Source organism: Sorangium sp. So ce1036, assembly GCF_051369805.1.
Lineage (GTDB): Bacteria > Myxococcota_A > Polyangia > Polyangiales > Polyangiaceae > Sorangium > Sorangium cellulosum_F.
This window is the reverse complement of the sequence record NZ_JBBMOX010000001.1, coordinates 6,445,075-6,468,593: the sequence shown is the minus strand read 5'-3', so window position 1 is coordinate 6,468,593 and position 23,519 is coordinate 6,445,075. Positions and strand designations below refer to the sequence as shown.

17 protein-coding genes are annotated in these 23,519 nt (G+C 72.0%); 9 read left to right on the top strand and 8 right to left on the bottom strand.

What is annotated here, in order from left to right; genetic code table 11:
* Positions 1-89: 89 nt before the first annotated feature.
* A complete protein-coding gene (locus WMF31_RS24340; protein WP_436604232.1) occupies positions 90-1,067 on the bottom strand; it encodes a hypothetical protein in 978 nt (325 codons plus the stop codon).
* A 357-nt stretch (positions 1,068-1,424) separates the two neighbouring features.
* Here WMF31_RS24340 and WMF31_RS24335 point away from each other — a divergent pair, with 357 nt between their 5' ends.
* Entirely contained in the window at positions 1,425-1,760 is a 336-nt protein-coding gene (locus WMF31_RS24335; RefSeq protein ID WP_436604231.1) for a hypothetical protein, read from the top strand.
* Between the two features lie 19 nt (positions 1,761-1,779).
* Complete coding sequence (locus tag WMF31_RS24330; protein WP_436604230.1) at positions 1,780-2,175, top strand: hypothetical protein; 396 nt, start codon at positions 1,780-1,782, stop codon at positions 2,173-2,175.
* 184 nt (positions 2,176-2,359) lie between these two features.
* Here WMF31_RS24330 and WMF31_RS24325 read toward each other — a convergent pair whose 3' ends face one another.
* Positions 2,360-3,136 (bottom strand): methyltransferase domain-containing protein, encoded by a 777-nt coding sequence (locus tag WMF31_RS24325; protein ID WP_436604229.1) that lies wholly within the window; start codon positions 3,134-3,136, stop codon positions 2,360-2,362.
* 168 nt (positions 3,137-3,304) lie between these two features.
* Here WMF31_RS24325 and WMF31_RS24320 point away from each other — a divergent pair, with 168 nt between their 5' ends.
* From WMF31_RS24320 to WMF31_RS24310, 3 genes are all read left to right on the top strand, one after another.
* Positions 3,305-7,858, top strand: a complete 4,554-nt coding sequence (locus WMF31_RS24320; RefSeq protein ID WP_436604228.1) for a DEAD/DEAH box helicase — start codon at positions 3,305-3,307, stop codon at positions 7,856-7,858.
* 545 nt (positions 7,859-8,403) lie between these two features.
* Positions 8,404-9,177 carry a bacteriocin fulvocin C-related protein gene (locus WMF31_RS24315; protein ID WP_436604227.1) on the top strand — a complete coding sequence of 258 codons (774 nt, stop codon included), beginning with the start codon at positions 8,404-8,406 and terminating at the stop codon, positions 9,175-9,177.
* 1,036 nt (positions 9,178-10,213) lie between these two features.
* On the top strand, positions 10,214-10,765 hold the full coding sequence (locus WMF31_RS24310; RefSeq protein ID WP_436604226.1) for a bacteriocin fulvocin C-related protein: 552 nt from the start codon (positions 10,214-10,216) through the stop codon (positions 10,763-10,765).
* 125 nt (positions 10,766-10,890) lie between these two features.
* Here the strand turns inward: WMF31_RS24310 and WMF31_RS24305 are convergent, their stop codons facing one another.
* Entirely contained in the window at positions 10,891-11,679 is a 789-nt protein-coding gene (locus WMF31_RS24305; RefSeq protein WP_436604225.1) for a MerR family transcriptional regulator, read from the bottom strand.
* A gap of 75 nt (positions 11,680-11,754) precedes the next feature.
* On the opposite strand from WMF31_RS24305, the gene WMF31_RS24300 reads away from it, so the two are divergent.
* Positions 11,755-12,243, top strand: a complete 489-nt coding sequence (locus tag WMF31_RS24300) for a GyrI-like domain-containing protein (RefSeq protein ID WP_436604224.1) — start codon at positions 11,755-11,757, stop codon at positions 12,241-12,243.
* 92 nt (positions 12,244-12,335) lie between these two features.
* The gene (locus WMF31_RS24295) at positions 12,336-13,967 is read left to right on the top strand and encodes a hypothetical protein (protein WP_436604223.1); all 1,632 of its coding nucleotides are present in this window, start codon (positions 12,336-12,338) and stop codon (positions 13,965-13,967) included.
* On the opposite strand, the gene WMF31_RS24290 is transcribed toward WMF31_RS24295, so the two are convergent.
* From WMF31_RS24290 to epmA, 4 genes are all read right to left on the bottom strand, one after another.
* Complete coding sequence (locus WMF31_RS24290; RefSeq protein WP_436604222.1) at positions 13,968-14,360, bottom strand: DUF423 domain-containing protein; 393 nt, start codon at positions 14,358-14,360, stop codon at positions 13,968-13,970.
* A 260-nt stretch (positions 14,361-14,620) separates the two neighbouring features.
* Entirely contained in the window at positions 14,621-17,248 is a 2,628-nt protein-coding gene (locus WMF31_RS24285) for a hypothetical protein (protein WP_436604221.1), read from the bottom strand.
* A gap of 164 nt (positions 17,249-17,412) precedes the next feature.
* Entirely contained in the window at positions 17,413-17,961 is a 549-nt protein-coding gene (locus WMF31_RS24280) for a hypothetical protein (protein WP_436604220.1), read from the bottom strand.
* Positions 17,958-19,259, bottom strand: a complete 1,302-nt coding sequence (gene epmA / locus WMF31_RS24275) for an EF-P lysine aminoacylase EpmA (protein WP_436604219.1) — start codon at positions 19,257-19,259, stop codon at positions 17,958-17,960. The genes WMF31_RS24280 and epmA overlap by 4 nt, the downstream gene beginning before the upstream one ends.
* Positions 19,260-19,532: 273 nt before the next feature.
* Between epmA and WMF31_RS24270 the strand changes: the two genes are divergently transcribed.
* Positions 19,533-21,776 (top strand): hypothetical protein, encoded by a 2,244-nt coding sequence (locus tag WMF31_RS24270; protein ID WP_436604218.1) that lies wholly within the window; start codon positions 19,533-19,535, stop codon positions 21,774-21,776.
* A gap of 98 nt (positions 21,777-21,874) precedes the next feature.
* Entirely contained in the window at positions 21,875-22,810 is a 936-nt protein-coding gene (locus WMF31_RS24265) for an alpha/beta hydrolase (RefSeq protein ID WP_436604217.1), read from the top strand.
* Positions 22,811-22,979: 169 nt separating this feature from the next.
* Here WMF31_RS24265 and WMF31_RS24260 read toward each other — a convergent pair whose 3' ends face one another.
* The gene (locus WMF31_RS24260; protein ID WP_436604216.1) at positions 22,980-23,513 is read right to left on the bottom strand and encodes a hypothetical protein; all 534 of its coding nucleotides are present in this window, start codon (positions 23,511-23,513) and stop codon (positions 22,980-22,982) included.
* Positions 23,514-23,519: the final 6 nt, after the last annotated feature.

Genomic DNA, 23,519 nt, shown 5'->3' with positions numbered 1-23,519 from the left:
GACGCTGCCCTGTCCGGACCAACGCCGTCGTTCACGCGCGGCAGGATGCCGCCGGGTGCGATGCCTCATTGGGCCGCATCCGCGACCCGTCAGGAGAGCACTTCGGCAGCCGTCTTCGCGCCGAGGACGTTCTCGATCCAGCGGTCGAGGGTCGCGACGTCCGAGCACGCGTGGATGCGCGCGCTCTCGTTTTCATCGAGCGCGATCCCTGCGCGCGCAAGCAGCCGCAGGAGGGTTTCCTTCTTGCCCTCGAGCTTTCCCTGACGCATGCCCTTGAGCTCGCCCTCGCGCATGCCCTTGAGCTCGCCCTCGCGCATGCCTTCGCGCTTGCCCTCTCTCATGCCCTCTCTCATGCCCTCGAGCTTGCCGCGATCGATGAGCCGCTGCACGAACGGGGGGAGAGTCGCCGCGCCTTCGATCTGCCGTTCCATGACCAACGCCTCCAGAGCCTGCTGCATGGGTTTGCGCAACCCGTCCCAGATGAGCTGAAAATAGACCATCGCGTGTTCCTGGTCGAGCCGGCCCAGGGCCGCGAGCGCCGCCTGGAGCACGGTGAGCCCGTTCGGCCCGTTGCCGTGCGCCACCGCCGACAGCACGGCGAGCTCCGTCTCCTTCTCGGCGTCGGCCGGGTCGGTGATCTCGGGGACGACGGCCGGACCGAGCACCAGCGGCTTGATGCTGCCGACGCCCAGGCCGAGGTCGATGCTCTCCGCCGCCCAGGCGGCCACGGCGGCGTCCGGCGCGACCACGAGGACGACCGTCGCGCAGCGCCTCCTGGCGCGCACGCCCGTGACGTACATCGGCCACGAGAACTTCTTGTCCGGATCCACGTCGCGCTGGACCTCGAGGACGATCGCCAGCACGAGCGCGCCCTTCGCGTCGCGCAGCTCGAGCACCAGGTCCGCGCGGAGCTCCGCCGGGATGAGCTGGTCGAGCGACGACTCGACCACCGAAACCGAGGCGTGCGGCGGCACCTCGACATGGAAGAGCGTCGCGAGGACATGGGGCGCGAGCTCCGGGCGCTCACGGAACATCTCGACGAGGGCGTTGTGCTCGAGCGTCGGCATGACAGCGGCCTTGGGCACGGCCCATGCCGACACGAAACGACGGGAGAGCGCGGCGAGAGATCTTGCTCAGCGGGTGGCGGCGCCATGGCGGAGGGGGCGACACCACGCCCCCTCCGTGGTACGCCGGCCCAGCTTCGGACATGCGTCAGCAGGTCGCAGAGGTCGCGGCCTGTCCCCGGGAATACGGAGGTAGGCTGCGGAGAGATGCGGCTCATCCGCTGGAATAGGAAGAGGGGCCGCTGTGGCCCGCCAACGGGCCGAGCGGGCTCACCGTGCTCCAGGCGGCGCTCGCGGCCCTGGACCGGCTCGACCAGGAGCACGCGATGGTCTACTTTCGGCTCATCTGGGACGGGTTGCGTGACCCTGCAGCAGGCTCTGGAGGCGTTGGTCATGGAACGGCAGATCGAAGGCGAGGCGACTCTCCCCCCGTTCGTGCAGAAGCTCATCGATCGCGGCATGCGTGAGGGTGAGCTCAAGGGCAGGAAGGAAACCCTCCTGCGGCTGCCTGCGCGCGCAGGGATCGCGCTCGACGAAAACGAGAGCGCGCGCATCCAGGCATGCTCGGACGTCGCGACCCTCGACCGCTGGATCGAGAACGTCCTCGCGGCGAAGACGGCTTCCGAAGCGCTCTCCAGACGGGGGCGGATGCGGCCCAGCAAGGCATTGTACCCGGCGGCCTCCGGCCGCGTGTGAGCGACGGCGTTAGCTATCCATGCATCCGCTTGTCGGGAGCTGGTCGATAGATTGCCTGTACGGCCCGGGCGCGCAGGAAGATACGTTCCTTGTATTCAAAGAGAACGGGACGGGCTGGATCGAGCTCGCTCACTACGTGACCTGTGAGGTGGACACCTTCCGCTGGGAAGCAACGAGGGAGGGGGGCATCCGGGTTCTTGGGGAGCATTGCTTCTCTGATGGGGAGGAATCTGCTTCGGAGCTCAGCTTCGATGAGCTCGCATACCGTATCGCGGAGGAAATCACTCCGGATGGGGAGACGAGGCCGGTCGTGACCTTTGCGCAGCCGGTCTGGTTCGGCAATCGACGCTGGGGGCTCCTTACGCGCGATGTCGTGGAGCTGGCCGTTCCTGGGCCAGCGCGCCTGGGAGGCTAGGAGCGCCTCTCAAGACCTCCCGCGCCAGGCGGCCGAGGGCGGGCGCATCGCGTCGTTGCTCCTTATCGCTCTGCTTCAGCAGGGCTCCTCGTCGCGCCCAGCGCTGCACCCACCCTCGGCCGCCCGGCTCGGTCCGGCCTTGTTCGGTGCTCGAAATCTCCCTGGGCGGCGCGCGTGCCGGCGCTCACAGCAGCGCGGCGAGCCTCTCCTTGAGGTCCGGCAGCGCGCCACGGACCAGCGTCACGCCGTCGTCTTCCTCCAGGTAGTAATCCTCGGGATTCGCCGTCTCGTGCCGCTTCACCCAGAGGCGAAGCCAGTCGCAGCCTGCCCGCTCGGCGTGCACGAGCTCGAACGTCGCGGGGATGGGGCCGCCAAAGCCGTTGTAGGTCACGACGCACGTGCCCGTCGCCGCGTCGGCGAGACAGCGAATCACTCGCCCGACATCGTCCATGAAGCGGCGCCGGGAGAGCTCCACGGTGTCATCGAGATGATCGTCGGTCGAATAGAGGTTCTCGGCGAACGGGTTGTAAAGATAGAAGCCGTCGAACCCGGACCAGGGAGCGTCGGTCGCGTCGGCTCGGAAGAACCGGACGTTGTCGAGGTCGAGGCGCCGCGCAGCCGCTCGAGCGGCCTCGACGAGGTGAGCCCGGTGCTCGACCCCCGTGAACTCGATGTCCGGTCGGGTGCACGCGGCGACGAGGCAGAACTTGCCGGGTCCGGAGCCGACGTCGAGCACCCGTCGGGCGTCGTGGCGCGCGAACAGCGAGGCCGCCTGCCGGGCGACCGCCGTGGTCGTCCAGTATTGCTGGGACCTGTCGCGAATCGGCGCGGCGTAGAGGGCGTCGAACGTGCCGTCGTCCACGGGGCCGTAGTGAAGATCCTCCCGGAGCAGGGCGACCTCGTCGTCGGTCAGTTCGCGAGCTGGAGTCGCGGCGGCGGGGAGGAGATTCAGCTCGACCATCAGGGGGGTTCGGCGGCGGGCGGGGTGTCGTCCAGAGGCTCGGCCTGGGCCCGCCTCGACGCCTCCGATAGCACATCGCGCGCGGCCATCGCGCGCCCCGTGAGCGGCGGTCCGGGGCGCCGGGGCTCTCGCTTTCGCCGCTCCCTCCCGTCGGCTACCCTTGAACGGATGTTTCACCCCGTCGTGGACCGCTGGTTCCGCAGCCGGTTCGGCGCCCCCGCCCCGGCGCAGGAGCGCGCCTGGCCGGTCATCGCCTCCGGCCGCGACACGCTGATCTGCGCGCCGACGGGCGCCGGCAAGACGCTCGCGGCCTTCCTCTTCTGCCTCGACCGGCTCGTCCGCGACGCGGAGCGCGGCGCCCTCGACGACCGCACGGACGTCCTCTACATCTCGCCGCTCAAGGCGCTCTCCCACGACGTCCACCGCAACCTGGAGCAGCCGATCGCCGAGATCGCCGCGGCCATGGAGGCCGCGGGCCTGCCGCGGCCGGGCATCCGGGCGGTGGTGCGGACGGGCGACAGCCCCGCGCAGGAGCGGCGCGCCATGGCGGCCCGGCCGCCGCACGTGCTCGTCACCACGCCGGAGTCGGCGTTCATCCTGCTCACGAGCGCGTCGGGGCGGCGCGCCCTCTCGGGCGTGCGCACCGTCATCCTCGACGAGGTCCACGCCGTCGCCGGCGACAAGCGGGGCGCCCACCTCGCGCTCTCGCTCGAGCGGCTCGAGGACCTCGTGGTCGGCCGCGGCGGCCCGCGGCCGCAGCGCGTGGGCCTCAGCGCCACCGTCCGCCCCGTCGAGATCGCCGCCCGGCTCGTCTCCGGCGCCCGCGACCTGCCGGAGATCGTGGACGTGGGGCAGCGGCGCGACCTCGATCTCGCGATCGAGGTGCCCCGCGACGAGCTCGGCGCGGTCTGTACGAACGAGCAGTGGGCCGAGCTCTACGACCGCCTCGCGGCCCTCGCCGCGGAGGCGCGGTCGACGCTGGTCTTCGTCAACACGCGCCGCCTGGTCGAGCGGGTGTCCCACGCGCTCGCCGCGCGGCTCGGCGAGGACGTCGTGGCGGCCCACCACGGCAGCCTGTCGCGGGCGCGGCGGCTCTCCGCGGAGCGGCGGCTCAAGGCCGGCGAGCTCCGCGTGGTCGTCGCGACCGCGTCGCTCGAGCTCGGCATCGACGTGGGCGCGGTCGACCTCGCCTGCCTCGTGGGCTCGCCGCGCTCGATCAACGTCGCGCTCCAGCGCGTCGGGCGCTCGGGCCACGCGCTCTCCGCGACGCCGCGCGGGCGGCTCTTCCCGCTCACGCGCGACCAGCTCGTCGAGTGCGCGGCGATCGTGCGCGCCGCGCGGCGCGGCGAGCTCGATCGGATGACGGCGCGCGAGGGGCCGCTCGACGTGCTGGCGCAGCAGATCATCGCCGCGTGCGCGTGCGAGGAGCGGGACGAGGAGGGGCTCTACGCGCTCGTCCGCCGGGCCGCGCCGTACGAAGGCCTGTCGCGCCGCGACTTCGACGCGGTCGTGGCGATGATCTCGGGCGGCGCCGCGGGCGCGGCCGACGAGGGCGCCGCCGCGGCCCGGGGCGCGCGGCAGCGGGCCGGGGCGCTCGTGTACCGGGACGCCCTCGGCGGCCGGCTGCGCGGGCGGCGCGGCGCGCGCCTCGCGGCGCTCACCTCGGGCGGGGCGATCCCGGATCTCGCCGCCGTCGACGTCCTGCTCCAGCCCGACGGCACCAAGGTCGGCACGCTCGACGAGGACTTCGCCATCGAGTCGAACGCGGGCGACGTGTTCCTGCTGGGCAACACGTCGTGGCGCGTGCTCCGGATGGAGGGCGGGCAGATGTGGGTCGAGGACGCCCACGGCGCCGCGCCGACCGTGCCGTTCTGGCTCGGCGAGGCGCCCGCGCGCACGCCGGAGCTGTCGGCCGAGGTCGCGGCGCTCCGCGCCGAGATCGCCGCCCGCCTGGAGGAGGAGAGGGCCGGGGGCGCGCAGGCCGGGGCAGCGGCCGGAACCGGCGGGCTGGACGAGCGCGCGCTCCGGGAGCAGGGCCGGCTGAGGACGGCGCGGTGGCTCATGGAGGCGTGCGCGCTCGACGAGCGCGGCGCGCTGCTCGTGCGCGATTACATCGAGGCGGGGCGCGCGGCGCTCGGCGCGGTCCCGGGCGGCGCGACGGTCGTGGTCGAGCGCTTCTTCGACGAGGCCGGGGGGCAGCAGATCGTCGTCCATACGCCGCTCGGCGGCCGCGTGAACCGCGCGCTCGGGCTCGCGCTCCGCAAGCGGTTCTGCCGCTCGTTCGACTTCGAGCTCCAGGCGGCCGCGACCGACGACGGCGTGCTGCTCTCGCTGTCGGCGGAGCACGGGTTGCCGGTCGAGGAGGTGCTCGATCTCGTCCGCCCCGAGGGCCTCGAGGAGGTGCTCGTGCAGGCGGCGCTCCAGGGGCCGATGTTCCGCACGCGCTTCCGCTGGGCCGCGAACCGCGCGCTCGCGCTGCTCCGCTACCGGGGGGGCCGGCGGGTGCCCCCGGCGCTCCAGCGCATGCGCGCCGACGACCTGCTCCTCTCGATCTTCCCCGAGCAGCAGGGGTGCCAGGACAACCACGGGCTCTTCGCGCACATCGAGCCGCCGGACCACCCGCTCGTGCGCGAGGCGCTGCGCGACTGCCTGGTCGAGCTGATGGATGTCGAGGGGCTGCGCGCGCTCCTCGTCGGCGTGCGGAGCGGCGCGATCCGGGTCGTCGCGCTCGATACGCCGGAGCCGAGCGTCTTCTCGCACGAGATCCTGAACGCGAACCCCTACGCCTTCCTCGACGACGCCCCGCTGGAGGAGCGGCGCGCCCGCGCCGTCCGGGTGCGGCGCGGGCTCCCGGCCGAGGTCGTCGAGCGGCTGGGCGGGCTCGATCCGGAGGTCATCGCCGAGGTGGTCGCCGAGGCGCGGCCGGACGCGCGCGACGCGGACGAGCTGCACGAGCTCCTGCTCGACCGGGTCGCGCTCCCCGCGGACGAGGGGATCCGGGGCGGCTTCGCGCGGCTCTTCGAGGCGCTGTGCGCCGCGGGGAGGGCGGCGGAGGTGTCCGCGGGGAGGGCGGCGGAGGTGTCCGCGGGGAGGGCGGCGGAGGGGTCCGCGGCGCCGCCCGCGCCGGGGGCAGGGGCGCCGCGCGCGCCGCGCTGGGTCGCGACCGAGCGGCGGCCGCTGGTCGAGGCGATCTGGCCGGGCGCCGTGTTCGCGCCCGACGTCGCCGTGCCGCCCGCCTTGCGCGCGGCCACGGGGGTCGACCGAGGCGACGCGATCGTGGCCCTCGTGCGCGGCTTCCTGAGCGGCGCGGGGCCGGTCTCGACCGAGGAGCTGGCGCGGCGGCTCGAGGTGCCCGCGTCCGAGGCGCTCGCCGCGCTGGCGCGGATCGAGCTCTCGGGCGGCGCGCTGCGGGGGCGCTTCCGGCCGAGCGCGCCGGCGCGGGCGGCGCAGGCCGGGGCGGGCGATGCGGGCGACGTGCCGGCGGGCGGCGCCTCGGCGGGCGCGGCGGGCGCGGCGGGCGACCTGTCGATCGAGTGGTGCGATCGCCGCCTCCTCGCCCGCATCCACCGCCGCACCGTGACGGGCCTGCGCAAGGCCATCGAGCCGGCGACCGCGGCGGAGCTCCTCCGGTTCCTGCTCGCGTGGCAGGGCGTGCGGCCGGGCACCCAGGCGCGCGGGCCCGGCGGCCTCGGTCGGGTGATCGAGCAGCTCCAGGGCTTCGAGCTCGCCGCCGGGGCGTGGGAGCGGGAGGTGCTGCCCGCGCGCGTGGCCGGCTACGACGAGCGGCTGCTCGACGCGCTCTGCCTGTCCGGCGAGGTGGCCTGGGGCCGCGTGGTCCCGCGCGACGCGGCGGCCCCCACGCGCGCGGCGCCGATCACGCTGGCGCTGCGCCGCGATCTCCCGTGGCTGCTCGCGCCGCGGGAGCCCGAGGGCGCGCCGCCGCCGGCGCCGCTCTCCGAGGCGGCGCAGGGCGTGCTGTCCTTCCTGTCGCGCGCGGGCGCGTCGTTCTTCGACGACCTCGCCGCGGGCGCGGGCCGGTCGCGGGCCGAGGTCGAGGAGGCGCTCTGGGAGCTCGTGGCCGCGGGGCTCGTGACCGGCGACGGCTTCGCGGCGCTGCGCTCGCTGCTCGGCGACGGCGGGGCCGCGGGCGTCGCGCTGGGCGCCGGGCGGCTGCGGGGCGGGGGGCGCCGGGCGGGCCCGGTCGCGTCGGGCCGGTGGTCGCTCCTGCGGGCGCGCCAGGACGCGGCGGCTCCCGGGGGGGCGCCCGAGGGCGCCGGCGAGGGGAGCGACGGCCCCGACGTGATCGAGGCGCTCGCGCACCAGTACCTCCGCCGCTACGGCGTGGTCTGCCGCGAGCTGCTCGCGCGCGAGCCGCGGCCGCCAGCGTGGCGCGATCTCGTCCGGGTCTACCGGCGGCTCGAGATGGCGGGCGAGCTCCGGGGCGGGCACCTCGTCGCCGGCTTCGTGGGCGAGCACTTCGCGCTGCCCGAGGCGCTCGACGCGCTCCGCGCCGTCCGGCGGGAGCCGCCGTCCGGCGAGATCGTCCAGATCTGCGCGTGCGATCCGCTGAACCTGGTCGGCATCGTCACGCCGGGGCCGCGCGTCCCGGCCGTCCTCGGGAACGTGGTCATCTACCGCGACGGCGTCCCGCTCGCGCCGGTCACACCGGCGGCGGTCGAGCGCGGGCGCGCGGTCAGCACTGCTGCTGGAACCGCGATGTGAGCCGAGCGCGGTTGAGCGGGGAAACAGACTTTACGTGCCCCTTGGCGCGGGGCCGGTCGGGCGACTCGAGCTGAAGGGCCTGGGTTTGGTTCTTGCCGTTCAGGTGCGGCCCGGCGCTGTCGCTCTCGGACCGGTCCCCAGCACGAGAACATCGGCGCCCGCTTCGGCGAGGCCAGGCACCCGCGCAGCTTCGCGAAGGCGACCCGCGATGTGAGAGAGCGCCGCCGCTTCCATCCGGCACAGCGCATCTTTGTCCAACCCAATGCGCCGTCACATCAAGGCAAGGTATCCGGCGTTCCGGCTCAAGCTCGCGAGGCCCGTACCAGCGGATCGCGGCTGAGTCATCCTGCCGCGGAACGCGGTGGGCGAGCTGTTTGATGCGGTGCCGCGAAGGCAGAAATGTGCGCTTGTGTCTTGTCCCAAAAAGTCTGGACAATGTGATTTTTGTGTGCTGGGATGCCTCTGCTTGAGGGGGATGTATAAGGCACACTTGGGTGCCGGGGCGGCGATTTGGTCCAAGTTAGCTGGACGGCTGAGCAGGGATCATGCGTCTCGGCAATGTTGACAATGTGCAACACAGAGAGATTGTAATGAGGCGAACTGGATCTATTTGTGCCGTGATCATGGTAGGTGTTGCTCTCAGTGTCTCATCGTGCGGTGCGGCTGATGATGAGAGTCAGGAACGATCCGGGGGACTGGTGGAGGCGACCCCGGAAGGCGTGAGCCCCGAAGATGGTTGTCAAAAGGTGGACGCCTGGCTCGAAGCGAATAGAACTGCGCTGCCATCGACTTTTCGTGATGTTGTTCGTTTTCCGGTTCAATATCGAAAGGCCATTATCTCTTCGCACTCTCCTGGAATGAGGAGTGCGCTCTGGAGAGAGCGGTTTGAGGTATATGCTCGACGTCGTCCATCGTTAACGCCTGCGCAGCAGGCCGTGGTGGAACGTGCGATTGTATTCGCGTCTCCCGAGCTGTTTTCTATTGATAGGGACTCTCCTAACTGGAACGAAGCGGTCGACGCGCCCCTCCGAGAGCTTATGAACGACGCCGAGGTTGCGTTCGGCTTCGAGGAGGCGCGCGCGCTGTTGGCGATATTTGGTCCGCTGGATCTGGTTGCTGCTGACCAAATTTTTGCTCCGGTTGCGGGCAACTTTGTTGCTGCAAACGCAAATCGAGTGGCTGAATGTCCGTGTAGTACTCAATCGGATTACTGTAGTTATCCGTATCATTGTACGTATCAGTACCCGCGGCCATGTACGAAATTGAGCTTCGGTTGTGGTTCGCTCCTGCTTTATGAGTGCAATGGTTGGTGTAGCTGAGCTAAAGTGCTGAGCGATTTGCGGCTGGTGTGGCTGAATTGAGGCGCCGCGCGGTTTGATGCTTCAGTGGCTATGCTGAGTTTCGGAATGGCGCGCCGTGCGTGGCTGCTTGTTGATGCTGCGGTGGCTGATGGAGCGCGGTGGCTCATGCTTTCCAGCCTGTTTGCAGTCCTTAAAACCGGCTGGTGCTCTAGTTCTTCGTTCCCTAAGTTCGTCCCGGGTTCGGCGACGCCGTGTCTGCACGACATCGCAGAGTTTTCTGGCTACGTAAACCCCGGAAGAACTTAGGAGACGCTATACGAGTAGGACAGCCGTACATCGAAAAATCGCCGAGGATTCCAGCCTGGGGACGGATGATCGCAACGCTCGGACTGGACGCGATGGCGTGCCCCGGCTCGTCCGGCACGTGTCAACGTGCGGCTGTGTTAGTAGTACTACAGCCGCATGTCGGTGAGCACCGAACGAACTGGGCCCCACCCAGTGTGCGGACGAGCCAAGCGTCACGATCGTCCGCCCGCTCATCGAAATCCGCGGAGATTCCGCGACGTGCGGTGTAGTACTAGAGCACCGAACAGGTTGAAGTTGCAACAAGTAAGCCACCTTACGAATCTGCATGAACGGCAGCGTGCCTGAAGACCGGGGCACCGACATTTCGTGACGCGCGGCGGGGCATGAAGCCCGGCATTTTCACGGGGTTTCAACCTGCCCGGTGTTCTAGATGACTCCTCGTCGAGGGGCGCAGTCGCTCGCGAGGTTGGGTGCTGTCATACTATCTCGCCTGGCTGGGACGCGGCGAGGTTCCTCTTCGTTTATTGCGTCTCCACTCGTTTGCGCCCTTGGGAACATGATATCGGTCCAGCTTGGTAGTTGAAGCGGTAAATGCAATCGACGGTAACGCGGTGGATTGTTGGGCGAGCCACTTGACATCTGCCGATTCATTGGATATTCATGTCCGAGTCTAAAGCTCGACCAAGGAAAAGGCCGGCGGTCCGGCGGTTCTGTGCCGAAACAGCACGCAGATCGGAATGAGGGAGCGATGATGCGCACCGGATGTATTTGCTCGATGTTCTTGGTCATGTCGATACACGTCGCGATGGCGTGTGGTCTCGGCTGTGAAACGACATCTGTTCAGCTGGCTCCTGATGGGATTTCTGCCGAGGACGATGGCGGTAAGGTCCAGGATTGGATCGCAGCGAACCGTGATCGTCTGCCCTCGACATACGATGAGCTCGTCCGGTTTCCTCCGCAATACAGGAAGGCTATCTTTGCAGCGCAGACGCCCGAGGTGAGGAGCGTCTTCTTTCGTTCACAGTTCGAGCGCTACCGTGAGCAGCATCCTTCGTTGAGCGCGGAGCAGCGGGCCGCGTTGGCGTACGCGATTGAGCTGACCACGCCTGAGCTCTTTTCTGCTTCGAGGTATTCTCCTGGCCCTGAAAGGTCAGTCGACGCGAAGTTGCGTGAGCTCCAGGAACGAATGATCGCCGCGTTCGGGGTCGATGAGGCGCGAGGGCTCGTTGCTCAACTCGGCCCGCTCGATCCGGCGGCGACGAAGCAGCCGTTCGGACGCGCTGACGAGGCGTCGCGATGACGCAATGAGACGATGCGCTCGTTCCGCGCCACAGTCCGCCCTGGCACGCGGCGCGCGCGCTGACGTGCCGGCGCGATCGCCCGCGGGTTACGCACCCGGTCAGTCCCGAGCTGCTCGCTCGTTCGTCAGACCCCACTTCGGCGCTCCGCCGCGAACGCGGCTGGCTGCATGCGCTGGACGGCGATCATGAGCAGGTAGCCGTCCGGGGCTCCGGGCAGGTAGCGCTCCAGGTGGAGCCCCTCGGGCTGGAAGCCGAGCTCGTGCAGGAAGCGGAACACCCGGTGGGCGGCCTTCTCGTCGCGGGCGGCGCACTCCAGGGTGGCGAAGAGCGTCGGCGGCACGTCCTGACGCCTCGCGCCCCGCGGCAGCCGCCGGCGGGGCTGGATCCGGAACCCGACCTCCCCGTGGAGCTGGCCGTCCACGAGGTCGAGCGTGCGAACGTATCCGCTGGTCAGCACCGAGATGCCCCGGCGCAAGAGCTCCCTCTTGCGCGCGAGCACGTCGGCGCGAAAGGGCAGCGGGCCCTCCGGCGCCGTCGCGGGGAACCAGACGAGGACGGACGGCTCCTTCCAGTGCTCCAGGTGCAGCGGGGGCTGCGACGCCCCCATGCCCCGCAGGTACTGATCCGCGATCTGCAGGGAGAGCAGGCGGGCCGCCATCTCCCGCCGCCATGCGCCGAGCATCGCCTCGCGCGCCGGGCCGTCCAGGCGGAGGAACTCACGGATCGCCGAGAGGGAGATCCCCGCGGCTCGCAGGCTGCTGAGGAAGCGGGCGTCGGCGACCTGTCCGGGCGCATAGACGCGGTAGCCGTTCTCGCGCCGGCTGGCCGGCACGAGGAGGCCCTTGCGCTGGTAGAAGCGCAGCGCGCTCGGCGAGATGCCGCTCTGGTCTGCGAACTGGGAAATCGTCAGCATGCGGCTCGATTCTCCTTGAGCTTCAACCTGGTTCAAGGTGCACCGTTCGTGCGTCGTTTCCAAGGAGGAGAGCGCGTGAACGTTTCCATCGTGTCCCGGGGCGAGCTCACCCTGGTCGGTATCAAGGTGGTGGGGCGGCGCAGTGAGCTGAGCCACCGTGTCCCCCTGGCGTGGATCGCGCTCGTGGACCGCCTCGACGCCGTCCCGCAGCTCGTCGATAGGAACGTGTTCTACGGGGCCTTCCCGGAGAGCGATCACCAGCGCGCGGGCCGCGACGGCGCTTACACCTACTGGGTGTGCGCCGAGGTGAGCGTGTGCGGCGCGCTCCCGGAGGGCCTGACGCCGCTGGTGCTCCCGGCGCGGACGTATGCGACGGCCCGGATCGAGGGGGCCGCCGAGGCCATCGAGGCGACCTACATGGGGCTCTCGCGCTGGATCGAGGAGCGCGGGATGCGCGTCGACCGAGAGGCCTGCTGCCTCGAGCGGTACGATCAACGCCGGCAGAAGGTGACGCCTCCCTACGAGCGGTTCGATTACGAGGTGTTCAAGCCGCTGGACGCCTGACCCGCCCGCTTGATCGACGGTGTCGGCCGCGCCGGAGACGTGCGCTTTTCAGCGGGCGTCCGGCCCCCTCACTCCCCGTGTATACTCGCGGGATGCGTTCACTCAAGTGCAGCACTCATGTTCGCGTCCTCGTGATGCTCTCGGCCGCCGCCGTCGGCGCACTCGCCTGCTCGCCCAAGGTGCGGAACTATGGCGACAGGAGCGATGACATCGGCGAGGGGGGAGGCGGCGCCGGCACGGCGGGAGGCGGCGGCAGCGGCGCGGCGGGAGGCGGCGGCGCGGCGGGAGGCGGCGGCGCGGCGGGAGGCGGCGGCAGCGACGCGGCAGGCAGCGGCGGGAGCGACGCCGCCGGCGGCGGCGGGAGCGGAGGCGATGGGGGAGGGGAGACCACGCCCGAGCCGGGGCGATTTCAGTGGGCGCTCCAGATCGGGGAGAACGGCTTCGATTCGGCCGTGAGCGTGGCGGTGGATCCGAAGGGGAACCCGATCGTGATCGGGCGGTTCGCCGGCGCGATCGACCTCGGCGGCGGTCCCATCACCGCAGGGCAAGGCTCCGCTGCGTACCTCGTGAAGTACGACCGGGAGGGAAAGCACCTCTGGAGCAAGTCGTTCGGGCTGAGCCTGTCGGGAGGCCAGCACGTCGCGATCGGCAGCCGTGGAGAGCTCTTCGTGGGAGGGGGCTATTTCCGGGACCTCGATTTCGGCGGCGGGCCGCTGCCGGTGAGCAATGGCGGGCTCGGGCTCGCGCGGTTCTCGGGCGAGGACGGCGCCCACGTCTGGAGCAAGGGCTTCGGGGATCAGTACGTCAAGGAGCTGAGCTATGTCGCCGTCGACGGCACAGGGGCGGTCCTCATCTCCGGCTCGATCGGCGGCACGGCCGATTTCGGCGGCGGGCCGGTCGGCGACGCGCTCAGCGGCAACGCGGTCTACCTCGCCAAGCTCGACGCGAAGGGCAATCACGTCTTCACCACGTACATCGACGATGAACGGGCCTTCGTCGGGGCCGGCGGGCTCGCGGTGGACGCGGCGGGCAACGTCGCGATCGCGGGCGCGTTCGAGGAGAACCTCTGGCTCGGCGAGGTCCGCAGGCCCCTCGTCTCCAGCGGAGGAAGGGACATCTTCGTGGGCAAGCTCTCGCCCCAGGGCACCGTGCTCTGGCGGAAGTCGTTCGGCGACAGCCTCGCCGACGCGGCGTCGCAGGTGGCGTTCGACCCCAAGGGCAACGTGCTCCTCGGCGGCACGTTCCAGGGGAGCGTCGACTTCGGCGGCGGCCCGCTGGTCGCGCTCGGCACGAGGCCCAACTTCTTCGTCGCCAAGTTCGATCCGGAGGGAAACCACCTCTACAGCCGGGGCTTCGGCGACTCCGAGCTCCAGGACGTCGCGTCGGTCGCGTCCGATCCGGCGGGGAACGCGGTCATCACGGGCACGTTCCTCGGCAACATCGATTTTGACGGCGCCGTCCTGACCAGCAAGGGCACGACCGCGGACGCCCAGGGATACCGGCAAGGGGGCGATATCTTCATCGCGAAGCTCGGGCTCGACGGCGAGCACCTCTGGAGCCGCCACATCGGGGATCCCGAGATGCAGCGCGCGGACGGCGTGGCCGTCGGCCCCGAGGGCGAGGTGTTCGCCGTCGGCTCCTTCCGCGGCACCGTCGACCTCGGCGGCGGACCCGTGACCTCGCGCGGCGAGACCGACGGGTACCTGGTGAAGCTCGGCCCCTGATCAGCCCTTCGCGAGCCCGAGCGCTGCCACGATCACCGAGGCCCACCCCGCGAGCAGGAGCAGGCCGCCGAACGGCGTGATCGCGCCGAGGACGCGGGTGCCGGTCAGGGTCATCACGTAGAGGCTGCCGGAGAAGAACAGCACCCCGCCCGCGAAGCAGAAGCCGGCGACGGTGGCCGCCGTCGAGCCGGTCCGCGCGGCGAGGTGGGCGGCGAGCGCGAGCGCGAGCGCGTGGATGAGGTGGTACTGGGAGCCGGTCAGCCACCACTCCATGCGCTGCGCGCCGTCCGGCAGCCCGCCCAGCCTCGATTTGAGGCCGTGGGCGCCGAAGGCGCCGAGCGCGACCCCGAGGAACCCGTAGGCGCCCGAGAGCAAAAAGAAGAGTCGTTCCATCGGGCGCGGAGCTTAGCTCTACTGCGGGAAGTCGGCCTGGAAAGCGAACCGCCATGCCGCCAAGTACGCCAAGAAATAAGGGGAACAGGAGGGGGAAATGCTGGGACGGCCCTCCCCCTCTCCTCCTGGCGGCCTTGATGCCTTGGCGGTTCTTCTGCTGAGCCGGGGCAACTTCCCGCAGTCGTGTTAGCCCACGGTCCCGGGGACAGCGGGCCGATCGGGCGCAGGCGAGGGATTCCGGAGGCGCGGCGCGCCGCGCCTCAGCCTCCGCCGAGCAGCCGACCGCGCACATCGAAGGCGCCCGTGGACCCGCGTCGCGCGTAGGTCACCAGGGCGTTCGCTGGACCGCAGGCGCTCACGCGCGGCCACAGCTCCCGGGCCGGATCCGCGGAGACCGTGAGCACCTCGGGCTCGGCGCCGAGGGCCGGGAGCTCGGCGCCGCGCACGTCGCTCTCGGCCTCGCCGGTGTGCTGCCAGACCGCGACCGCGCGCGCGCCGTCCGAGGCCACGGCCGGCTCGGCCACGGCCGCGTCGTCAATCGGGGCGAACAAGACGCCGCCGGGCTGGCGCACGGCCCCGTCGGGGCCGATCTCGGCCGCATAGAGGCCGATCCCATCGTCGTTCTCCTCTTCCCAGACGACCAGGCTGCCGTCGCCGTGGCGCGTGATGGCCGCAGGTTTTCGCAGCGCGGCCGTCGCGCCCTCGCGCGCGATGCGGAAAGCCGTGGTGTCGAGCCATTCCCCGGACGGGCTCACCCGGGCCCCGTGAAGAGGCCTGCCCGGCTCTCCAATGCCGTCCGACACGCCCAGGGTGACGAGGTAGCTCGTGCCGTCGAAGCCGAGGGAGACGGAGCTCCCGACGATCTCCGGCGGCGAGGGCGGCAGCAGCTCGGCCCCTCCCGCCTGATCGAGGTGGATGAGCTCGATCTCCCCGAGCTCGTCGATCACCGCGATCATCACGCCGTGCCCGTCCGAGGCGACGGCCATGTCCACCATGAAGTCGAGGTTCGTGCGGATCGACGGCAACCGGATCGGGGTGGCGTCCAGGGGAACGCCCGCGGGGCTCAACCTGGCCGCGTACAGCTCGGTGGCGCCGCAGCAGTCGTACGCCCTCCAGACGACCACCGTGTTCCGACCGTCGAAGACGGGGAGCGGCTCCGCGTCGTACACGGGCGTGTCGGCCACGAGGATGCCCGTGGGGTCCAGCACGTCCCCCGAAGCGCTGACGCGGGCCGCGCGGATGCTGCGGCTGACCGTGCGGCTGTCCGACCAGACGACGACATAGCTCTGCCCGTCGAAGACCACGGCCGGCCAGGACTGATCCGCCGGGGTGACGGCGATGGGCGCCGGGCCGGACGCGTCGGGCGTCGCCCCGCGCAGCGCCACGCCGAAGATGTCCCAGGGCGCCTCGAGGCCGCCCTGCATCCAGGCCACGAAGGCGCCGTCGTCCCCGGCCGCGAGGGCGGCCTCGGTGTACATGGGCGAGCCGGAGGCCACGACGACGCCGCCGGGATCGAGCACCGCGCCCGCGCGGCTCACCCGCGTCGCGCGGAGGTCGACGGTGACGCCGGGATCGGTCGCGTGGGGCGTCGCCCAGACGACGAGGAGCTCCTCGCCGTCGGCGGCGGCCGCCACGTTGGTGAGCTCGCCGCTCCCGCCCGCGTGGATCGGGATGCCCTCGGGATCGAGCACGGCGCCGCCGGGCGTCACGCGCGCCGCGCGCACGCCGTCGCCCTTCCACACGATCCAGTACTGCTCGCCGTCGAAGGCCGCGACCGGCTGCCATCCGCCGCCGGTCGCGATCGGGACGCCGCCGGGGTCGAGCACCGCGCCGTCGGCGCTCACGCGCGCGGCGCGGAGCGCGCCGTCCTCCTCCCAGGCGAGCAGCGCGCCCGCGCCGTCGCTCGCGAGCGCCGCGCGGCCCTCGACGGGGCCCGAGCCGACCGGGACGCCGCCCGGATCGAGGACCTCGCCGGAGGGCGACAGGCGGGTGAACCGGAGGCCGTCGTCCTGCGCGGTCCAGGCCACCACGGTCGTCGCCCCGAGCGAGACCGCGGTGGGCCAGGAGTCGGGCTGCTCGGGGCTGCTGACGACGAAGCCGCCGGGATCGAGCACCGCGCCGTCGGGGCTGATCCGGGCGGCGCGAATGTCGCTTGCGGCGTACGGGTCTCCGTAGAAGCCGGTGTCATCGGCCCAGACGACCACATAATGAGTTCCATCGAACGTGACGGCCGGCACGCCCTCGTCGCCGGCCCCGGCGGCGACGACCAGGGGCTCGGGGTCGAGCACCGTGCCGTCCGGCGCGACCCGCGCGGCGAGGACGTCGCGTCCGTTGTCCGTCAAGGAGGGGTCGTCGGACCAGACGAGCAGGAAGTTGGTCCCATCCGAGGCCAGCGCGGGGGTGAACTGGTCGTGAGGGTGCGGGGCGCTGGCGGGAATGTTGATGTCCAGCTCGGGCGATACCGTGCCCGCGCCGAGCTCGGGGCAGGGATCCGGCGGCGCCCCGCCTCCGCCGGAGGATTCGCCGCCAGCGCCGGAGGCCTGTCCGCCGCCGCCGGAGGATTCGCCGCCAGCGCCGGAGGCGTGTCCGCCGCCGCCGGAGGATTCGCCGCCAGCGCCGGAGGCCTGTCCACCACCGCCGGAGGAGTCGCCGCCGCTGCCGGAGGAGTCGCCGCCACCGGCGGTCTGGCCGCCTCCGCCGGCGGAAGCCCCGGGATCGCGCGCCGGCTCTCCCCCGGAACAGGCCATGAGCAGCGCTGTCGCGCCGCAGAGCAGGGTGACGGGTGAGATGCAGTCAGAGAGGGTGAGAAGAGAAGAGACAGCGTGTGAGCGCGCGCCGCGCGGCGGGCTGACCACGCGGCCGCGTGGACCGAACGAACGTTGGTTCATGGATCCTCCTGCAAGGGACCGGTCCGGACGATTCACCGCACGACGCGGCGGAGGGATCCAGACTCCAGGACTTCGCCGAGCAGGTCAATGCCCCGGCGCGGCGCTCTCACGCGGTCCGCGCGCCGTGTGGAGGGAGCGCGGCCGCGCGGCCGGCGCTCGACACCTCACCCGCTCCCGCGAGGCCGACCCGGGAACATCGTCGCCCGCAGCTCGGCGGGCGACGCGCCGAACATCGCCGCGAGGCGCCCGAGCACGAGGCGGTTCAGCCGGCCGTCCGGCGGCGCCTTCACCCCCATCACGAACGCGGCGTCGACCGCCGCGCCGGCGTGCTCCGCCGCCCGCTCCGCGAGCGACGAGGCCTCGAGCTCCGAGAGCGCCTCCCGCCGCGCGACGCGGATCTTCACGTAGAGCGCGGCCCGCATGAGCGCGTGATAGCCGTGGATCCACGCCATCCAGCGCTCCTCCGGCGCGCCGCCCCGCGCGCGCGCTATCGCGTCGAGGCGGCGCTCGATCTCGTCGAGGGGCAGGTTGTCGAGCTCGTTCAGCGCGCCGGGGAACTCCCGCGCGAGCGCGCGGAACACCTGCTTGTCCGGGATCGGCTCGCCGCGCGCCCTGGCGAGGCGGAGGTCCGCGAGCGCGCGGTACTTGCGGGCGAGCCCCGAGAGCGCCTCCGGGGAGAGGCGCGCGCCGCCCTCGGGCGTCGGCGCGGTCATCGCAGCCAGCCGTGGGGGAAGGCGAGGACGTCGCCGATCGACGCGGCGCCGAGGCACAGCGCGACGAGCCGATCGACCCCGAGCGCGTTGCCGGCCGCGGGCGGCATGCCCTCCTCGAGCGCGTCGAGGAAGCGCTGGTCGATCGGGTAGACCGGCTTGCCCGCGCGCGCCCGCGCCGCCTGATCGGCGAGGAAGCGCGCGCGCTGCTCGACCGGACAGGTCAGCTCGCCGAAGCCGTTGCAGAGCTCGACGCCCGCGACGTAAAGCTCGAATCGCTCGCACACCCGCGGATCGTCCGGCTTGAGCCGCGCGAGCGACGCGAGCGGCGCGGGGAAATCGACCAGGAACACCGGGCGCGGCAGCGCCGCTATCGCCGGCTCCACCGCGTCCACGAGCAGGCGAAAGAACCGCTCCTCGTCGCGCGACGCGAGCGCGATCGCGTCGTCCGCGGGCACGCCCGCCCAGCGCGCGAATGCGTCGCCGACAGCGATGCGCGGGAACGGCGCCTCGAGGCTCACCGCCCTGCCGGACACCGAGATCACGCCGTCCGAGCCGAGCGCGCGCGCGACGCGCCGCACTATCGCCTCGGTGTCGGACATGACCTCGTCCACGCCGGCGAAGGCACGGTACCATTCGAGCATCGTGAACTCCGGGTTGTGCCTGTCGCCGAGCTCGCCGCGCCGGAAGCAGCGCGCGAGCTGGAAGCAGCGCGCGACGCCGCCCGCGAGCAGCCGCTTCATCTGGTATTCGGGGCTCGTGATCAGGTATGTCGGGCGCGCCGCCTGCACCTCGAACGCGTCGAGGTGCAGGTCGAGCCCGGGGGAGGGGACCATGCTGGGCGTCTCCACCTCGAGGAACCCGGCCTCCGCGAACAGCGCCCGGATCGCCGCGAGCGCCTCCGCGCGCCGCGCGAGCGCCGCGCCGCGCCCGCGGTGGATCGCGCGCTCCGTCTCGCTCGAGGGGGGCGCCGCCGCGCCCGCGCGCTCGCGCGGCGGCCTGCGCGGCGCGATCCGCTCGACGAGCCGCGCGTCGACGAGCGCGCCGCCGGCCGGCGCCCCCACCACGACCGCGAGATCGCCGACCTCGAGCGCCGCCGCGCGCGGGCAGGCGGGCGCCTCCGGGCCGTCGCTCGCCGCCGCGCCGGCGAGCGCGACGCGCAGCGCGCCGAGCGCGTCGGCCAGCACGACCGCGCCGTCGGCGGCCTCGATCACGCGGCCGCCGACGCGCACCCGCGCGGGCAGCGGCGCCCCGGCGGAGGCGACGTCGCTCGGCGAGAGCGTCTCCGGGAGCCGAGTCAAGACGTTTCTTTCAGCGGGAGCCACGGGAGCCTGCGCGCATCGTCCGGGAGGCATACCACGCATGTCCACCCAGGAGGTCAGGCAAGAATCCAACCGGGGCCACAACGCCTTGCGTTTCGGGCAGAGCGTCGCGCGGCTCCTCCTTGATGGCCCGAGACAAGTCGATACGGTGGTCGCGCTCGTCGGTCCGGCCTCGCCGCGCCCCACGCGAGCGCTGCTCAGAGAAATCCAGCCGGAGAGAGGACCATGAGACGATCGCCGCTCTTGCTTCCGTTGACCGCACTCGCATCGCTGCTCGGCGCCGGATCCGCCGCGGCGTCCGACTGGCATCCGGCCAAGCCGGGCTCGCCCGCCGCGAGCCCGGCCGCCCGCGGCGCGGCGGCCGCGGCGGGCGCGGCGAGCGCGCGCGGCGCGGCGGAGGCGTACCTGAAGCGCGCCGCCGCCGAGCTCCGGCTCGAAGGCGTCTCGCTGCGGTACCGGAACGAGCTCCCGGTCGGCGAGCACCGCACCGTGCGCTTCTCGCAGGCCCACGACGGGCTGCCCGTGCTCGGCGCCGCCGCGGCGGTCCACGTCACCCCGGAGAACCGGGTGAAGGTCGTGGTGCTCGACGTGGCCCGCGACCTGATGGTCCCCACGGCGCCGAAGACCACGGAGGAGGCCGCGCGGAGGGCGGTCGAGGCGCGCTTCGGGATGACGCTCGCCGAGCGGCCGAGCGCGGGGCTCGCCGTGCTCCCCGAGGAAGAGACGGGCGGCAAGCTCGTCTGGGTCGTGGATGTCCGGTCCGCGCGCGGCGGGGAGCGCTACCTCGTGAACGCGCACACCGGCGAGGTCGTCCACCGGCGGCCGCTCGCCGTCGACGTGCTCGGGCGCGTCTACCCGATCAGCTCCGCGGTCACGCCGGAGCTCCAGGACCTCGAGCTCCTGGATCTCGACGCGGCGTCGCCCCAGACGTTGAGCGGCTGGGACGGCAACATCAAGGTGGTGAACTACGTGGGCGGCGACTTCGTGAGCGATCCGCTCGTCCTGGAGCAGCGCGTCGTGCCGAACGCGGGGCAGGATTTCCTCTACGATCCGCCCAGATCCGCGAGCGATGCGAGGGATGAGTTCGCGCAGGTCGGCATCTATTACCACCTCACCCGGATGCGCGATTATTTCGCGTCGGTGCACCAGCTCGACATGGGGACGCCCGGCTGGAAGCTCGTCGCGGTCGCCAACATGCTGAACGCGGGGCAGCCCCTCGACAACGCGTTCTTCTCGCCGCAGGGCGTGGGCGCGCCGTTCAGCGCGCCGAACCTCATCGGCATCGGCCAGGGCACGTTCTTCGATTTCTCGGACGACTCCGACGTGTTCCTCCACGAGTTCACCCATTACGTCTCTGCCAACGCGATCGGCTACAACGAGGGCCAGTTCGCGATGACCGATTACGGGATCTCCCCCTGGGGCGGCAGCATCGACGAGGGCATCGCGGACTACTTCGCCTGCACCGTGAACGACGACTCCACGCTCGGCGAGGCGACGCTCGCGCTCTTCGGCATGCAGCGCGAGCTCTCGAACGACGTCAAGCGGTGTCCGGACGATCTCACCGGCGAGGTGCACGAGGACGGCGAGATCATCGGCAGCCTCGCATGGTCGCTGCGCGACCGGTTCGGCGAGGAGGTGAGCGATCGGCTCGTCTGGGGCGCGCTGACGATGCTGACCCCGAGCGCCTCGTTCGACGATCTCGCCCGGGGGCTCCGGACGACGGCCGACGATCTGGTCAGCACCGGCGAGCTCACGGCCGAAGACGCCGCCGTCGTCGAGGAGCTCCTCAGGAGCCGGGGCCTCGACGACTGCGAGGAGGTGCTCGATCTGAGCGGAGGCAAGGCGCGCCGGACGCAGATGTTCGGGCTCGACCTCGTGGGCGCGGGCTACGGCGTGTCGTGCTCGGCGCTCGGCAAGGAGATCAGCCTGCAGAGCTTCTTCCACTTCAAGAGCACGCCTCCTCCGGACGCGAAGGGCATCCGCTTCGACGTGCAGCTCCAGGCGCCCCTCGGCGGCGATCTCGACTGGAACATCTACGTGAGGGCAGGCAGGCATGTCGCCTTCACGTCGACAGGCTCCCTGCCGGAGGCCACGTCCTACGATTACAGCGTCAAGGAGCTCGCGGCGGGGCAGGGGGAGATCGTCATCGACGAGACCTCCGATCCGCCCTTCGATCCCGCGCAGACGTACTTCCTCGCGATCGGTCACAAGAACTGTCCGGACACCGTCGTGACCGTGAAGAGCACGGACCTCGGGGTCGAGCCGCCGCCTCCTCCGCCTCCGGTGGACGAGCCCGCGGGGCCCACCGAGCCGGAGACCGGCGCATCCGGCGGGGCGACGCCGGAGCCCAGCTACCCGAGACTGAAGCCGCGGGCGGCGGGGTGCGCGTGCCGCGCCGCCGAGCCGAGCGCGCCCGTTGCGCCGTGGGCGGCGCTGTCGGGGCTCGCGCTCGCGGGAGCGGCCGTGCTCAGGCGGCGCGGCCGCGCCGATTCCTGATCCCGGGCGACGCGGTACACGCCTCTACGCAGGGCAGAGGCGCTCGGCTAGAGTGGGGCATTCCGCTGGACCGACACCAGACCGACACGGGAGCGCTCATGCCTCTTGATCCCAAGTCCCAGGCGCTGATGGACATGCTCGCTGGACCGCCCATCTTCTCCGTCCCGGTGAGCGAGGCGCGCGCCGCCGCGTGCCAGCTCGCCGCCGCGATGCCGGCCAGCGAGGCGGTCGACCGCGTCGAGGAGCGCGCGATCGCGGGGCCGCTCGGCGAGATCAAGGCGCGGATCTACTGGCCCGCGGGGGGCGCCGCGGGCGCCCTGCCGATCGTCGTGTATTTCCACGGCGGCGGGTGGGTGCTCTGCAATCTCGACACGCACGACGGTGTCTGCCGTTCGCTGACGAACCTCGCGGGCTGCATCACGGTGGCTGTCGACTATCGCCTCGCCCCGGAGCACAAGTTCCCGGAGCCGCTCTGGGACTGCCTCGCGGCGCTCCGGTGGGTCGCCGACAACGCCGGGCGCCTCGGCGGCGATCCGGCGCGCATCGCCGTCGCCGGCGACAGCGCGGGGGGCAACCTCGCCGCGGCCGTGGCGGTCGCGGCGCGCCAGCGCGGCGGCCCGGCGATCGTCCACCAGGTGCTGTTCTATCCGGCGCTGGACGCGCGCTGCGACACGCCGTCCTGCCGCGCGCTGAGCGAGGGCTACATGCTCACGGCCGCCGAGATGCGCTGGTACTGGGACAGCTACCTCGCGCGCGACGCCGACCGCGACGACCCGCTCGCGTGCCCGCTGCGCGCGAGCGACCTCGGAGGGCTCCCCGCGGCGACGGTGATCACCGCGGAGTACGACCCGCTGCGCGACGATGGCGAGACGTACGCCGCTCGCCTGAAGGAGGCCGGCGTCCCTGTCCGGCTCAAGCGGTTCGGCGGCGTGCTCCACGGCTTCGTCCTGGTGGCGCCCCTCATCGGCCTCGCGCAGGGCGCCGAGGCGATGTCGTTCGCGGGCGACGCCCTCCGCCAAGCCTTCTCCCAGTAGAGCGGCGGTCACCCGCTGCGGAGACGGGCCCACCTCGGCGTTTTCGGTGCTCAGCGCACAGGAGTGCGCTTCCGCGCCGAAAACGCCGATCTGGGCCCGTCTCCTGTGCGGGTGACCGCCGCTCTTGGCTTCTCTGGGGGGCTTTCAGGCGAGGTGAGGGGGAGCCGATCTAGCGACCGCCGGCGCCGCCGGCGCCACCAGTGCCCGCGCCGCCGGCGCCACCGGTGCCCGCGCCGCCGCCGCCAGCGGCGCCCGCGCCGCCGCCGCCAGCGGCGCCCGCGCCGCCGCCGCCAGCGGCGCCTGCGCCGCCGCCGCCAGCGGTGCCTGCGCCGCCGCCGCCAGCGGTGCCTGCGCCGCCGCCGCCAGCGGTGCCTGCGCCGCCGCCGCCAGCGATGCCTGCGTTGCCGCCGCCGCCGCTGGTGCTGGTGCTGGTTCCGCTGCCCTCGTCGCCGCCGCCTCCCGCGCCCAGGCTGGCGTCACAGGCAGGCGTCCCCGGCACGCCAGGTGTGCAGCAGACGTTGCCGCGGTAGCCCCGCGTGCACTGGAGGCCCGACGCGCAATCCTCGTTGCCGTTTCGAGGGTCGCACGGCTCGCCCTCGCTCTGCTGGTTGCAGCTCGCGGCCGAGGTGACGATCGCCGCGGCGAGCGCGGCCAGGAGGAGCGCGGAGCGCAGGGCGTCGCGCGACGTCTTCAGGGCTTTCACGCGCGC